Below are 13,728 nucleotides of genomic sequence, written 5' to 3'. Positions count from 1 at the left end.
TGTGTCCACTTCGGAAAACATCGTCGAAGCCACCGTCAACGGACGGCCCGTCCGGCTCGCGCTCGACCCGCGGGAGTCGCTGCTCGACGTGCTGCGCGAGCGGCTCGGCCTGACCGGCACCAAGAAGGGCTGCGACCAGGGCCACTGCGGCGCCTGCACGGTGCACCTCGCCGGGCGGCGCGTGGTGTCCTGCCTGACGCCCGCCGTGCAGGCCGCGGGCCAGGACGTCACCACCATCGAGGGCGTCGCCGGCCCGGACGGCTCACTGCACCCGTTGCAGCGGGCGTTCGTCGACCACGACGCCCTGCAGTGCGGCTACTGCACGCCGGGCCAGATCATGTCCGGCCTCGCCTGCATCGCCGAAGGCCACACCGGCAGCGACGACGAGATCCGCGAGTACCTCAGCGGCAACCTCTGCCGCTGCGGTGCCTACGCCGGGATCGTCGCCGCCGTCCGGCAGGCCGCGGGAAGGGAAGCCTGATGCGGCCGTTCGCCTACGTCGCGCCCGACAGCCTCGCCGCCGCGATCGACGCCCTGCGCGACGCCGTCCCCGGCACGAAGGTCCTCGCCGGCGGCACGACGCTCTACGACCTGATGAAACTCGGCGTCGAGACGCCACCCGCCGTCATCGACGTGCACCGGCTGCCCGAGCTGAACACCATCGAAGCCGGGCCGGACGAACTGGTCTTCGGGGCCGGCGCCCGGATGGCCGACCTCGCCGCCCACCCGGTCGTCCGCGACCAGTACCCCGCACTGGCCGAGTCACTGTGGCGGGCCGCGTCGCAGCAGCTGCGCAACATGGCCACCGTCGGCGGCAACCTGCTGCAGCGCACCCGCTGCGGCTACTTCCGCGGCGGCCCGGAATTCCCGTGCAACAAGCGCGAACCCGGCAGCGGGTGCGCCGCGCTCGGCGGCCACGACCGGACCCACGCGCTGCTGGGCACCAGCGGCACCTGCATCGCGACCTACCCGGGCGACTGGGCGGTCGCACTGCTCGCGTTCGACGCCGTGGTCGACGTCGCCGGGCCGCGCGGCGAACGCACCGTGCCCCTGGACGAACTCCACGTCGAGCCGGGCGACGACCCCACGCGCGAGCACACCCTGGCCGCCGACGAGCTGATCGTGCGCATCCGCGTGCCGGTGACCCCCGCCGGCCGCGGGTCGGTGTACCTGAAGATCCGCGACCGCGAGTCCTACGCCTTCGCGCTCGCGTCGGCCGCGGCCGCGGTGACGCTGGCCGACGGCGTGGTCGGGGACTGCCGGATCGCGCTCGGCGGCGTCGCCACGCGGCCGTGGCGCGCCGGAGCCGCCGAACGTGCGCTGCGCGGCGCACCCCTGACCCCCGAGAACGCCCGCCACGCCGGTGAAATCGCCTTCGCCGGCGCGCGCCCGGGCACCCACAACGGATTCCGGGTCGAGTTGGGCATCCGCACGGTCGCCGACGCCGTGCGGATGGCCGGGGAGAGAGCCACCCGATGACCGCCGACCCCCGCCGGGTGGACGCCTACGAGAAGGTCACCGGCCAGGCCCGCTACGGCACCGACCGCGTTCCCGACGGCCTCGCCTACGCGACCCTCGCCCTCGCCAGGACCGGCCGCGGCCGGGTGTCGCGAGTGGACACCGCCGCCGCGGAAGCCGTGCCGGGCGTCCTGCTCGTCGTGACCCGCTTCGACGCCGCCGAGCTGCGCGGGCCCGGGTTCATCATGGGCGGCGGGTTCTCCTTCCAGAGCCTGCAGCCGCTGCTCGACGACCACATCGCCTACCGCGGTCAGCCGATCGCCCTGGTCGTGGCGGACACCCTGGTCGCCGCGACGGAAGCGGCGGAGCTGGTCACCGCGGAGTACGCGCCCGAGCCGTTCGCCGTGCACCTGGACGCCGAGGGCGCGGCCACGCTGGTCCAGGAAGAGGCGATCCCGCTGCCCTTCCTCGCGGACATCAAGGTCGGTGACGCCGACGCGGTGATCGACGCGAGCCCGGTGCGGATCGAGCGCACCTACGAGCACGCCGCGCAGCACGCGGTGCCGATGGAGCTGAACGGCGGCGTCGTCGAGTGGCGGGACGGCACGCTCATCGTGCACGAGGGCACCCAGAACGCGGCCGCCGTCCGCCACGGGCTCGCCCAGCAGCTCGGCCTCGACGCCGCGGACATCGAGGTCCGCTCGCCCTACGTCGGCGGCGGCTTCGGGCAGAAGAACTCGCTCCAGCCGCACCTGGCGCCGCTGGCGCTGGTTTCGCGACGGCTCGGGCGGCCGGTCAAGCTCGTGCTGGCCCGGGCACAGACCTTCCACAACGGGAGCTTCCGCCCGGCCACCCGTCACCGCGTCCGCCTCGGCGCGGACGAGTCCGGCCGGATCCGCGCCGCCGTCCACGAGGTCGACCAGCAGACCTCCCGCCACGACCTGTTCCCGGCGATGCACACCGAGGTCACGTCGCGGCTGTACGGCTTCGAAGCCTTCCGCGGCCGGCACCGCCTGGTGCGGACCGACGTGCAGACGCCCGGGTACATGCGGGCGCCGTTCGAGAGCTCGGCGATGTTCGCGTTCGAGTCGGCGGTCGATGAGCTGGCGTACGCCACCGGCCAGGACCCGGTCGCGCTGCGGCTGGCCAACGACACGATGACCGACCCGGTGACCGGGCGGCCGTTCTCGACGCGGTTCCTCGCCGAATGCCTCCGCCGCGGCGCGGAGCGGTTCGGGTGGGCCGGCCGGCACCCGCAGCCCGGCTCGATGCGCGCCGCCGACGGCTCGCTGATCGGCTGGGGCGTCGCCGCGGGCAACTACCCCGGCCACGCCGCGCCCGCCGTCGCACACCTGACCGCCACCGCGAACGGCCGCGTGACCGTCGGCGTCGACGGTCACGAGATGGGCCAGGGCATCCGCAGCGCGATCGCCCTGCTCGTCGCGAACGACCTCGGCATCCAGGTGGGCGACGTCGAGGTCCGCGTCGGCGACACGCGGTTCGCGCCGCAGCACCTGACGGCGGGCTCGTGGGGCACGGCGACCGCGCTGCCCGCCGTCCACGCCGGCCTGCGGGAGCTGCGCAAGCACCTGAACGCCGCGGACACCGGTGACGTCGACGTGGCCGCGGCCGTCGAACGCGCCGGGCACCCGGTGGAGGCCGAGGTCGCCACGGTCGGCGCCGGGCAGGCGCCCGAGACGGTCGACCGGTCGAAAGCCGGGCACCTGGCCATCGCCGGCCCGGTGTACCCCGCATTCAGCACCTTCAGCTGGGCCGCCCACTTCGTCGAGGTCCGCGTCGAGCCGACGACGTGCCGCATCCGCGTGCCGCGCGTGGTGAGCGTCGTCGACTGCGGCCGGGTGGCCAGCCCGGTCACCGCGGCGAGCCAGGTGCGCGGCGGCGTGGTGTGGGGCATCGGCGGGGCGTTGCGCGAGGAAAGCCTGGCCGACGCCCGGTTCGGCGGCTTCCTCAACGCGACGCTCGAGGAGTACCCGATCATGGTCAACGCCGACGTCCACCGCATCGACGTCGGCTTCGTGGACGAACCCGACCTGAAGCTGAACCCGGTCGGGGTGAAGGGGCTCGGCGAGGTCGCGATGGTCGGGGTCGCGGCGGCGGTGGCCAACGCCGTCCACCACGCCACCGGACGGCGCCACCACCGGCTGCCGATCCGCCTCGATGATCTCCTCTAGGCCGCGGCCGGACGACCGCCCGGCGGCGGCCCAGCCCCGGCGCGGCCTGCTCGGCCTGGTGTTCGTGCTGCCGGTGACCGCGCTGCTCGCGGCGGGCGCGGGCGGCCCGGCGCGCACGCTGGAGGTGCTCGGGCCGCCGGTGACGTTCACGCTGCCGCTCGTCGCGATGATCGCGTTCTGGTGGGACGACTGGCCGGGCACGCTGTTGCGCGGCGCCTGGTCCGGCCTGGCGGACACCGCGCTCGTGGCGGCGGGCGGAGCCGGGCTGACGCTGCTGGGCCGGACCTTGACCGGCACGGCGTCGGTGCCGCTGGCCGCGGGCATCTTCACGCTGCTGCTGCAGGTGACCCTGGTCGGCGAGGGGTGGCCGGTGCGGGGCCGCGGCACGCGCTGGCCGGGTGCGGCCGCCGTGGCGCTGTGCTGGGTCGTGGGGTGGGCGCTGTACGCGGGCCTGGTCGGGACGGGCGCGGTGCCGGCCGAGGACTACGGTGCCTGGTTCGCGGTGCTGGGTGCCTGGCAGCTGGTCTGGTTCGTGGCCCTGCGCGGCCGGCCGTTCGCGCGGATCCGGCGTCGCGGGGTCCGCCTGGTGACGGCGCACGCCGCAGTCCTCGCCTGCGCCGCGGCCACGTCCGGGCTGCTGCCGCCGGACCGGCTCGCGCCGGTCGCGGGCGCGGTCATCGCGTCGGTGCTGGTGGTGGCGATGCTGTTCGAAGCGTGGCCGGCGACCCGGCTCGACCCGCTGCCGGGCCGCGGCCTGGTCCTGGTGCTGGTGGCGCTGCTGACGACGGCACTGTCGTGGGCGTTGCCGCGGGTGGCGCGCTGGGCGGCGGTGCCGGACCGGCTGGTGACCGGGTGGGCGACGCACACGACGTTGAACGCGCTCAGCCTGGCGGTGATCCTGCACGTCGCGGTCTGGCGCCGCTGGCCGGCGTCAGCGCCGTGAGGCCGCGGTCGCCAGCTGCTCGCTGATCTGCTCCAGCAGCTCCGTGGCCGCGTCGCCGAGGGCGGCCAGATCGGCCAGCGTCGTTTCTCCGGTGTTCACGGGCACAGTTCGTCCTCGAGGGCTTCGTGGCGGGCGATGACGGCTTCGGCGAACGCGGCGTGCACGCGCAGGTACTCGTCGAGCGCGACCGCGGTGTCCGCCCATTCGTGCCAGCGGACGTGCGCTTCGGCGACGTCGATCTTCGCGGCGGCGGCCACGGCCGCGGGGCCGGCACCGGCCAGGATCGCGTGGTGCATGAGCGAGGGCGAGGAGCTCTTGGCGAGCTCCGCCAGCGCGGCGAGGCGGGCGAGCTCGGCGAGGGCGTCGTGGGCGACCGGACGGCGCCGCGGCCGGGGGACCGGGCGGGAGTTCTCGAGGCCGTCGGTCAGGACGCTGGTCATCAAACGACTCCTGGCGGAAGCAGCTGAAAGCAACCTGAACGGCGGACGTTTACCCGCACCCGAACAGGGTAAACGCCGCTTGCCGTGATCTCCGTCTCACCGGGTCGAGTGACGGGCTGCCTTCCGCGCCGGCGGCGGTGCCCGAGTACCGCCGCCGGGACCACCGGGTTCAGCTGTAGCGGACCCTCCCGAAGCACTGCGGGATCCGCTCCGGCCGCACGCTTTCCAGTGTCGGCTTCACCGGCTCGATCGTGCCGTCGCGGCGGAAGGTCAGCTTGTCGATCGTCGTCTCGCGGTGGGTGCCGTCGCCGCCCGGGATGCCGAAGCGGTGGTAGGCCAGGTACCAGTCGTCCGTGCCCGGGACCTGCAGCATCGAGCTGTGCCCGGTGCCGAGGACGCCCAGGTGCGCGTCCTTGCTCAGGAGCAGGCCGCGGTTGGTGAACGGCCCGGCGGGGCCGGGCGCCGTCGCGTAGCCGACGCGGTAGTCCTCGCTGCGGGTGTCGTCGATCGACCAGCTCAGGTAGTAGGTGCCAGCCCGTTCCACCATGAACAGGCCTTCGCGGAAGCCGTCCAGCCCGGTCAGGCGGGTGATCTTCACCGGGTCGAAGGAGACCATGTCGTCGTTCAGCGGGACCACGTAGGCGTTTCCGTTGCCCCAGTACAGGTACGGCTGCCCGGTGTGGTCGACGAACACCGCCGGGTCGATCGCCTGGCCGCCGTCGGGGTTCTTCGCGATCAGCGGCTTGCCGGAGTCGGCGAACGGGCCGGTCGGCGAGTCGCTCACGGCGACGCCGATCTTCGCTTCGGCGCAGAAGTAGAAGTAGTACCTGCCGTTGCGCTCGGCGATCGTCGGCGCCCAGGCGTTCTTGTCCGCCCAGCCGACGTCCGGCCCGAGGTCGAGGATGACGCCGCGGTTCGTCCAGTGCACGAGGTCCTCGGACGACCACGCCGAGAACTTCGTGCCGCTCCAGCCGTCGAACCCGTCCGTGGTCGGGTACAGGTAGTACGTGTCACCGAACGCGACGATGTTCGGGTCGGCGTTGTAGCCCGGCAGGACCGGGCTGCGCAGCTCGTGCGCCTCGACCGTCCACACGCGACGCTCGCCGCCCGCCCCGGTGACCGTGAACCGCCGCGGCCGGGTCAGGTCCACCGCCGGGGCGTCCGGCTTGATCGTCGCGCCCGGCGCCAGCCCGAACTCCGGCGACAGCCGGTGCAGGTCGGTGCCCGGCCGGACCGGCAGCACGACCGTCCCGGCCCCCGGGTCGATGACGGCGGGCGCCTTGAGCGACGCCAGCTCCACCGACCGGATCATGGTGCCGTTCGGTGGCAGGGCCGCGACTTCGGGCCCGGCCAGGGCCCGGTCGTACAGCCGGACGTCCTTCATCCTGCCGCGGAAGAACCGGTCGCCCGCGTACACCGACCGGCCGAGGTAGTTCGCCGCCGTGACGCCGCCGCCGAGGTCCGCCGGCTTGATCGTGGCGTTCGCGTTCCGGCCGACCTCGACGCCGTCGAGGTAGAGCACTTCGACGCCGTTGCCGACCGTCAGCGTCACGTTCTTCCAGACCCCGCGCGGGAGCCCGCCGGCTCCGGCCGCCTGTTCGGTGGTCCAGTTGCCGGTGGCGATGGCGCCCCGGAACCCGCCGCTCGTGGTGCCGCCGGTGGTGAACAGGTAGCCGTCGCCGGTCCCGTCCCGCGCGGTGTTGCCGAGGCCCCACAGGAAGTACGGCGTCTGCTGGCCCGGATCGACGAGGACGTCGGCGGACACGGTCGCCGCGGCCGCGCCGGTCAGCAGGTTGCCCGGCAGCTGGACGTGCCCGTTGCTGCCGCCGAAGGTCAGTGAGCCGTCGGCCCAGGAGACGTCGCCGGCGAGGGCGCCGTCGTAGCCGTGACCGGTGGTGTCGGCCGCGACCCGGCCGGACTTCGCGTCCAGCGGCCAGTGGGCGACGAGACCGTTTTCGTCCGCCCGCACGGGTGCCGGTGGCGCGCTCAGCCGGTCCATCTCCGCCTGAGTCACCGGCAGGACCGTGCCGTGGCGGGGCGACGCGGGCAGGTGCGCCCCGGCCGACATCGTCCACTTGCCGGAGTCCAGGTCGGTGGTTTCGAACGGCACGTAACCGCGGCCGCCGAACTCGTCGATGAACAGGTACCACTTGTTCTCGGTGTTGGACTTGAACCCGGTCGGCCCTTCGCCGGCGGAGAGGCCCGGGCCGGTCGCCGTCGCCTTGCCGATGCAGTCGGCGACGAAGGCGTAGTGCGGGTCGAGCAGGTCGGTGGCCTTCTCCTCGGTGACGAACTTGCTGCACGGCGTCGAGGAGGTGTTGTTCCGCTCGTCCTTCGTGAAGCGGTAGAACGTGTCCTGGTTCTTGATGACCGTGGAGTCGATCACCGAGTAGCCGGGGTCGATCCAGACCTGCGGCGCGCTGAAGGTGACGAAGTCGCGCGTGGTCGCGTACAGCATGCGGTTGTAGCTGTCGCCGGTGTGGCCGGGATCGCTCTCGGCGTAGAGCTTCGACGCCCAGTACACGACGTAGGTGCCGCGCTTGGCGTCCCAGAAGGCCTCCGGCGCCCAGGTGTTGCCCGCGGCCGGCGGTGCCACCTGGACGCTGCGCTGCCGTGACCAGTGCGCCAGGTCGGCCGACTCCCAGACCATGATCGACCGGCTGCCGGTGCGCTGCTCGGCGTCCCAGCCGCGGCCGCCGTGGATGCGCAGGTCGGTGGCGAGCAGGTAGAACTTGTCGCCGTCGGGCGAGCGCAGGATGAACGGGTCGCGCACGCCCAGCTCGCCGAGGCTGGACTTGAGCACCGGGCGCCCCTGGTTGAGCTCGGTCCAGTTCAGCGGGTCGTTGCCCTTGCTCAGCGCCGAGTAGATCTGCTCGCCGTCGGAGCTGCCTTCGCCGGTGAAGTAGAAGAAGCTGTAGCCGGCGAGTGGTTGCTGGACGGGCTTCGGGACGACGGTGGCGGTGAACCGCCGCGTGGTGCTTTCGCGGCCGAGGCTCACCTTCGCGGTCAGGACGACTTCGGCCGGCTGCGCGCCGGCCGGCGGCCGGGTCACCTCGCCGGTCGGCGTGAGCACGGCGGGAGCGGACGACGTCCAGCTGACGCGCGTGCCGCCGGGGCCGTCGGCGGGGAGGGTGAGGTTGCCGCGGACGTCGTCGACGTTCGGCACGGACAGCGCGCTCGCGGCGGCCCGGACGGTGCCGGACGGCGGCGCGGCCCCGGCACCGGCGGTGCCGAGGGGGACGAGTGCGGCCGCGACGGCCAGCACGACGCCGAAACGGCGCGGGGAGAACAACTTCATCGTTGCCGGTTCCTTCGGGGCGCGTCGGGACCACGGGTGATGTTAGCGTTAACATCAAGTGGAGCACGCTGACCTTAAAGTCCGCTGTGTCCGTGGGTCAAGAGGCTGCCCGGGTTCCGGTGCGCGCCGGCGAGGCCGCGCCTGCCGGCAAAAGACTCTGCCGCGGCGTCCCGGCCGGGGCACCGCGGCAGAAGTGTCCGAAGTGGACGGATCGAGGGTCAGCGGGGTGTGGCGGCGGTGGCGCCTGCCGGGGTGCGGGCGGCGCGCTGCGCCCGCTTCCGCTGGATGGCTTCCTGTTCGCGCTGCAGTTTCGCGTGCCATGCTCCTGAGTCGTTGGTCATGGTGCTCTCCGGTGGACGGGAAATGTGCGTGGCTGTGCCGTGGCCGCGGGCGAGCCCGGTCACGGGCGGAGGATGCGGCCCGGCGAAGGGGACCCGGGTCCGGGGTGCCGTGCCGCTTTCCTGATGTACCCACCCCAGCCGGCGTTCAACCACGTTTTTGTGGTCCGACCTGCGGATCTTCACTGTGGCGGCGGGGTTCACTCGTTCAGCGCAAGCATTGCGCCGGCCGGGCGAACGCGGCGTGATCACCCCGCGAGCGCGAGCTGCCGGGCGATCTCTTCGGCGGGGTAGGGCGTCTTCCGGCTTCGGGTGTGGAGGGCGCGGTAGAAGTCGTTGACGACATCGGCCAGCCCGGCGTAGCGGGCGCGGTGGGCCGGGGCGTCGATGTGGTGCCGGGCGATCCCGTTGACCAGACGGGTCAGCACGTAGGCCCGGTCGTGCGCGGCGTGCCGGGCCAGGAACTCCGCTTCGGCGTCGGAAAGCGCGAAGCCCGGGAACGCGGCGAGCCCGAAGTCGGTGAGGTAGAGCTGTTCGCCGTCGGTGAGGATATTGGCGAAGTGCGCGTCGAAGTGCTGGATACCTTGCGCCGCCAGGAACTCCGTGATCCGGCGCAGGTCCCGGTGGGCCAGGTCGATGCTGTCCGGTCGCTCGCCGAGCCACTGCTCGACCGTGCGTGGGAGGTGCTCCAGGAACAGCACCAGATCGGTGACCGAGCCGTCGAGAGCTTCGAGGCGTCGTCGCACGCCCGGGTCGCCGTGCCAGAACGCGACGTCCCGCTCCAGCTCGGCGCGGGGACGGGGCAGCCCGGGCACGACGCGCCAGTGGTGCAGCAGCGGGAAGTTCCCGCATTGGCCGGTCCGGACCCACTCGCCGGCGGCGCGCTGGGCGGCCAGCTCACGCCACGCTCCGGCGCCGACGGAACCGACGCCGTAGTGGAACCAGGGCGGCAGCCCGTACAGGTCGGCGGTCGAGCCCTCGTGGCGCAGCTCGACCTCGGTGAGGGCAACCCGTTTGACGAAGACGGGCTCGCCGGCGACGTGGAGCAGCCAGGTCGACCCGCCGATCCCGGCACCGAGCGGGCGCGCCGAGGCGAGCAGGTCATCGGGTGCCCCGGCGAGCGCGCCGGCGATCTTTTCGTGGCGGCCGAGTCGGGTCACCCCTCGACCGTACTCACGGCCGCACGACCGTGAGGGCGAACCGCCGGTTGCTCGCCGCGTGGTCGAGCGCGCTCGCGATGTCGTCGAGCGGGAACTCCGTGACCGCGAACTGGTCCAACTCCAGCAGCCCCGCGCGGGCCAGCGCGATCAGGCTCGCGTTCGCCGTCCGGGGGCACAGCCACTGGCCGCGCAGGGTGATGTTGTTGCGCATGATCCACGGGTACGGCAGCGCGAGGTCGTCGCCGCCGAGCATGCCCACGCCGCCCATCAGCACCACCCGGCCGTACTCGCGGACCGTCATCGCCGCCGTGCGCACCGGGGCCGGGCCCGCCGACGGCGGCAGCAGGTCCAGGACCACGTCGATCGGGCCCGGTGCCGCGGCGCGCAGCCGGGCCGTGTCGTCGTCGCCGGTCAGGCGCACCGGCCGGACGCGCGCGCCGAACCGGCGCTCCAGGTCCGCGAGCACCGCCTCGTTCCGGCCCGGTGCCACCACGCACCCCGCGCCCATCGCGAGCGCGACCGCGACGCCCGCACTGCCGAAAGTCCCGGTCGCGCCGCTGACCAGCACGGTCTCACCCGGCCGCAGATCCGCCGCCAGCAGGCCGCCGTACGGCACGAGACACAGGCTCAACGCCGTCCACCGCCCGGCTTCGGCGGGATCGATCCGTCCCAGCGGGATCGCGTTCTCGGTCGGCACGAGCACCTGCTCGGCGTACGAGCCGTGGCCGAAGTGACGCTGCAGCAGCAGCCCGCCTTCGCCGCGCGCACTCAGCCCCTGCAGCGTGATGTCCGGGGTGAGCGCGTCGTCGCGGGCGCGGATCGTCGGGTCGCACAGCACCCAGTCGCCGGCCGCGAGGCGGGTCGCGTCCGGCCCGGTCGCGCGCACCCGGCCGACCGCGCCGGCGCCGGGCACGACCGGCAGCGTCAGCTGGTAGTTCCGCTCGCCGCGGAACACCTCCGCCGCGTACGGCAGCACCGGCGCCGCGACGACGTCGACCAGCACCTCGCCGGTGCCGAGCACCGGCGCGGGCACTTCGCGCAGGGACAGCGGGACGCCGAATTCTTCGAGGACAGCAGCTCTCATGTCCTGATCGTCGGAGAACCGGGGATGCGCATCCAGGCCTGGTATCATCCTGGGATTGCCGAGTGCCACGGAGGTCTCATGCCGGACGCGGCCCGCGTGGGGCTGGGGGAGTTCCTGCGGTCCCGGCGCGAGCGGCTGAGCCCGGCGGCGCTCGGGCTGCCCGACCGGCGCCGCCGCCGGACGCCGGGGCTGCGCCGCGAGGAGGTCGCCGAGCTGGCCGGCATCGGCGTCGACTGGTACATCCGGCTCGAGCAGGGCCGCACGGTCAGCCCGTCGCCCGCGACCGTCGAGGCCCTCGCCCGCGCCCTGCGCCTCGACGACGCCGAACGCGCCCACCTGCGGGCCCTCGCCAGGAACCCGGCCCGGACCCCGTTCACCCGCGAGAAGGTCCCCGAGGCCACCCGGCGGCTCGTCGAAAGCCTGGCCGAGCCCGCCTACGTCACCGGCCGCCGCTGGGACGTGCTGGTGTGGAACCGGGCCGCGGCCGAGCTGCTGGCCGATTTCGGCGCGGTACCGGAGGAGGACCGGAACGTGCTGGTCCAGATCCTGCTCGGCGAGCGGGCGCGGCGGCTGTTCGGCGACGGCTGGGCGGCGCAGGCCCGGCACGCGGTCGCGCAGTTCCGCGCCGCGCACGACCTGTGGGCCGGCGACCCGGCGTTCACCGGCCTGGCGGCGCGCCTGCGGGCGGGCTGCCCGGAGTTCGCGACGTGGTGGGAGCGCCACGACGTCGTCCACAGCGGACCGGGCCGGAAGACGCTGTACCGGCCGGAGCCGCAAAGCTTCGACTACGCGACGTTCCAGGTGAACGAAGACCCTGCGCTGCGGCTGACGATCTACGCGCCCACCAGCGGCAGGTAGACCTCGTCGACGATCTCGGTCAGCACGGCGTCGTCCACTGTGGTCAAACCGCGGGTGAAGTATTCGTTGCGCAGCAGCACGAGCGCCACGGTCGCGACGCGGGGACGCAGAGCCGTGGCCCGCGCCTGGCCGCGCTCGACCGCCCGGCCCAGGAGCGCGAGCCACGTGTTTGCGGCGCCTTCCGCGGCTTGTCCGTGCAGCTGTGCCCGCAGCTCCGGTTCGTCCCCGACACTCGTGAGCAGGCCGCGCAGGATGCGGGCGGCGGGGGAGGTCTGGCGGCAGTTGATCGCGCGCAGCAGGGCCAGGACGTCTTCACGCAGATCGCCGGTGTCAGGGGTTGCGACACTGTCCGCCGCGACGTGCCGGTACGCGGCGACGCCGAGCGCGGCGCGGTTCGGCCAGCGCCGGTAGATCGCGTTCTTGTTGGTGCCCGCCCGCTGCGCGACCCGTTCCATGGTCAGCCCGGCGTAGCCGGACTCGGCGAGCTCCGCCGCGGCGGCGCGCAGGATCGCGGCTTCCAGCTCGGCGCCGAGGCGCCGGGTCTTCGGTGCGGCCATGCCCGGCACTCTACCGGACTAGGGTACGGTACGGACCGTACCCTGGTGGGAGTCAGCATGCGAGCCAAGGGCGTCGGCTACGACACCGGCTTCGAGCGTGGCGGCCGGTTCAACCGCCCGTTCGGCCCCGGCCTCGTCCGCCGCGAGCTGACGATCATCCGCGACGACCTGCACTGCACGGCCGTCCGGCTGATCGGCACCGACCTGGACCGGATCGAGTCCGCCGCGCGCACGGCGGCCGGGCTGGGACTGGAGGTGTGGTTTTCGCCGTTCCCCTGGGACCGCACCCCGGACGAGATCCTCGAGCTCCTGGCCGACGGCGCCGCGCGCGCCGAACGCCTCCGCGCGGCGGGCGCCGAGGTCGTGTTCGTCACCGGGGCCGAGCTGAGCCTGTTCAACCACGGCTTCCTGCCCGGCGCCGACCTCGCCGAGCGGACCGCCGGCCTGCTGGAGTCGCGCGATCTCACAGCCACGCTTCCGGCTCGGGTCAACGCTTTTCTGGCCCGGGCGGCCGCCACGGTCCGGGAGCGGTTCGGCGGGCGCGTCACGTACGGGTCGGTGCCGCTGGAACGCGTCGACTGGACGCCGTTCGACATCGTCTCGGTGGACGCGCACCGGTCGAAGGAGGTCGCGCACCTGTACCGGGAGGGCATCCGCTCGCTGGTGGCGGCGGGCAAGCCGGTGGCGATCACGGAGTTCGGCGTGACGCCCTACCGCGGCGCGGCGGACCTCGGCGCCCGCAGCGGCGAAATCCTGGAGTACGACGACGGCGTCCCGGTCCGGCTGACCGGCGACTACGTCCGGGACGAACAGGAGCAGGCGAGGTACTTCCGCGAGCTGCTGGAGATCTTCACGTCCGAAGGTGTCGACGCGGCGTTCGCCTGCACGTTCGTCTGTTACGGGCTGGTGCACCGCGCCGACCCGCGGACGGATCTCGACATGGCGAGCTGGGGGGTGGTGAAGGTGCTGGAGGACGGCACCGGGCAGACCTGCGACGGCGTGCCGTGGGAGCCGAAGGCGGCGTTCGCCGCCCTGGCCGAGTGCTACGCCTGAGCCAGGAACTCCACCATGGCCGTCGTCAGTTCCGGGCTCGTCATCGCCGAGTAGTGGTTGCCGGGCACCCGCGCGAACCGGCCACCTTCGATCAGGGCCGTCAGCGCCCGGTGGTAGACGCCGGTCCGCGACGTCGCCCGCCGGACGGCGTCGAGTCCCTGCCCGGCGACGACGGCGCGGGCCGGGCGGGCGCCGCGGGCCAGCAGGCGCAACACGACGCGGCCGTGAATCTTCGACGGAACGCCCGTCGATCTTGCCAACGTTCGCTACGGAGCGCTAACTTCGACCCGTCGGACATCGGATGTCCAGCTCTCGGGCCCTCCGCCGGCCGATGTGCACCCCTGCCG

The 13,728-nt window shown here is 73.5% G+C and carries 13 protein-coding genes; 6 read left to right on the top strand and 7 right to left on the bottom strand.

The features are described 5' to 3' along the window. Window position 1 precedes the first annotated feature (1 nt). From BT341_RS29905 to BT341_RS29890, 4 genes are read left to right on the top strand one after another with little or no spacing between them, the layout of a single operon-like run. Entirely contained in the window at window positions 2-481 is a 480-nt protein-coding gene (locus BT341_RS29905) for a (2Fe-2S)-binding protein (protein WP_072479451.1), read from the top strand. Continuing rightward, window positions 481-1,479 (top strand): FAD binding domain-containing protein, encoded by a 999-nt coding sequence (locus tag BT341_RS29900; RefSeq protein WP_072479450.1) that lies wholly within the window; start codon window positions 481-483, stop codon window positions 1,477-1,479. The genes BT341_RS29905 and BT341_RS29900 overlap by 1 nt, the downstream gene beginning before the upstream one ends. Beyond that, a complete protein-coding gene (locus BT341_RS29895) occupies window positions 1,476-3,650 on the top strand; it encodes a xanthine dehydrogenase family protein molybdopterin-binding subunit (protein ID WP_072479449.1) in 2,175 nt (724 codons plus the stop codon). Before BT341_RS29900 ends, BT341_RS29895 begins: the two co-directional genes overlap by 4 nt. Continuing rightward, a complete protein-coding gene (locus BT341_RS29890) occupies window positions 3,637-4,593 on the top strand; it encodes a hypothetical protein (protein ID WP_072479448.1) in 957 nt (318 codons plus the stop codon). Before BT341_RS29895 ends, BT341_RS29890 begins: the two co-directional genes overlap by 14 nt. A 95-nt stretch (window positions 4,594-4,688) precedes the next feature. On the opposite strand, the gene BT341_RS29885 is transcribed toward BT341_RS29890, so the two are convergent. From BT341_RS29885 to BT341_RS29870, 5 genes are all read right to left on the bottom strand, one after another. After that, the gene (locus BT341_RS29885) at window positions 4,689-5,033 is read right to left on the bottom strand and encodes a hypothetical protein (RefSeq protein ID WP_072479447.1); all 345 of its coding nucleotides are present in this window, start codon (window positions 5,031-5,033) and stop codon (window positions 4,689-4,691) included. Window positions 5,034-5,202: 169 nt separating this feature from the next. Next, a complete protein-coding gene (locus BT341_RS29880; RefSeq protein WP_072479446.1) occupies window positions 5,203-8,331 on the bottom strand; it encodes a family 43 glycosylhydrolase in 3,129 nt (1,042 codons plus the stop codon). Between the two features lie 218 nt (window positions 8,332-8,549). After that, on the bottom strand, window positions 8,550-8,672 hold the full coding sequence (locus BT341_RS47415; RefSeq protein WP_281256014.1) for a hypothetical protein: 123 nt from the start codon (window positions 8,670-8,672) through the stop codon (window positions 8,550-8,552). A gap of 245 nt (window positions 8,673-8,917) precedes the next feature. Then, the gene (locus tag BT341_RS29875; RefSeq protein WP_072479445.1) at window positions 8,918-9,829 is read right to left on the bottom strand and encodes a protein kinase family protein; all 912 of its coding nucleotides are present in this window, start codon (window positions 9,827-9,829) and stop codon (window positions 8,918-8,920) included. A 13-nt stretch (window positions 9,830-9,842) separates the two neighbouring features. After that, window positions 9,843-10,913 carry an alcohol dehydrogenase catalytic domain-containing protein gene (locus BT341_RS29870; protein WP_072479444.1) on the bottom strand — a complete coding sequence of 357 codons (1,071 nt, stop codon included), beginning with the start codon at window positions 10,911-10,913 and terminating at the stop codon, window positions 9,843-9,845. Window positions 10,914-10,991: 78 nt separating this feature from the next. Between BT341_RS29870 and BT341_RS29865 the strand changes: the two genes are divergently transcribed. After that, entirely contained in the window at window positions 10,992-11,771 is a 780-nt protein-coding gene (locus tag BT341_RS29865; RefSeq protein ID WP_072479443.1) for a helix-turn-helix transcriptional regulator, read from the top strand. Here BT341_RS29865 and BT341_RS29860 read toward each other — a convergent pair. Next, window positions 11,747-12,328 (bottom strand): TetR/AcrR family transcriptional regulator, encoded by a 582-nt coding sequence (locus BT341_RS29860; RefSeq protein WP_072479442.1) that lies wholly within the window; start codon window positions 12,326-12,328, stop codon window positions 11,747-11,749. The genes BT341_RS29865 and BT341_RS29860 overlap by 25 nt on opposite strands. A gap of 57 nt (window positions 12,329-12,385) precedes the next feature. Here BT341_RS29860 and BT341_RS29855 point away from each other — a divergent pair, with 57 nt between their 5' ends. Further along, the gene (locus BT341_RS29855) at window positions 12,386-13,381 is read left to right on the top strand and encodes a glycoside hydrolase family 113 protein (protein WP_072479441.1); all 996 of its coding nucleotides are present in this window, start codon (window positions 12,386-12,388) and stop codon (window positions 13,379-13,381) included. Here BT341_RS29855 and BT341_RS29850 read toward each other — a convergent pair. Then, a complete protein-coding gene (locus BT341_RS29850; protein WP_072479440.1) occupies window positions 13,372-13,596 on the bottom strand; it encodes a hypothetical protein in 225 nt (74 codons plus the stop codon). The genes BT341_RS29855 and BT341_RS29850 overlap by 10 nt on opposite strands. Window positions 13,597-13,728 lie beyond the last annotated feature (132 nt).

Source organism: Amycolatopsis australiensis (assembly GCF_900119165.1).
Classification (GTDB): Bacteria; Actinomycetota; Actinomycetes; order Mycobacteriales; family Pseudonocardiaceae; genus Amycolatopsis; species Amycolatopsis australiensis.
Note: the sequence above shows the minus strand (reverse complement) of the source record. Positions and strands in the feature narration are given on the sequence as shown.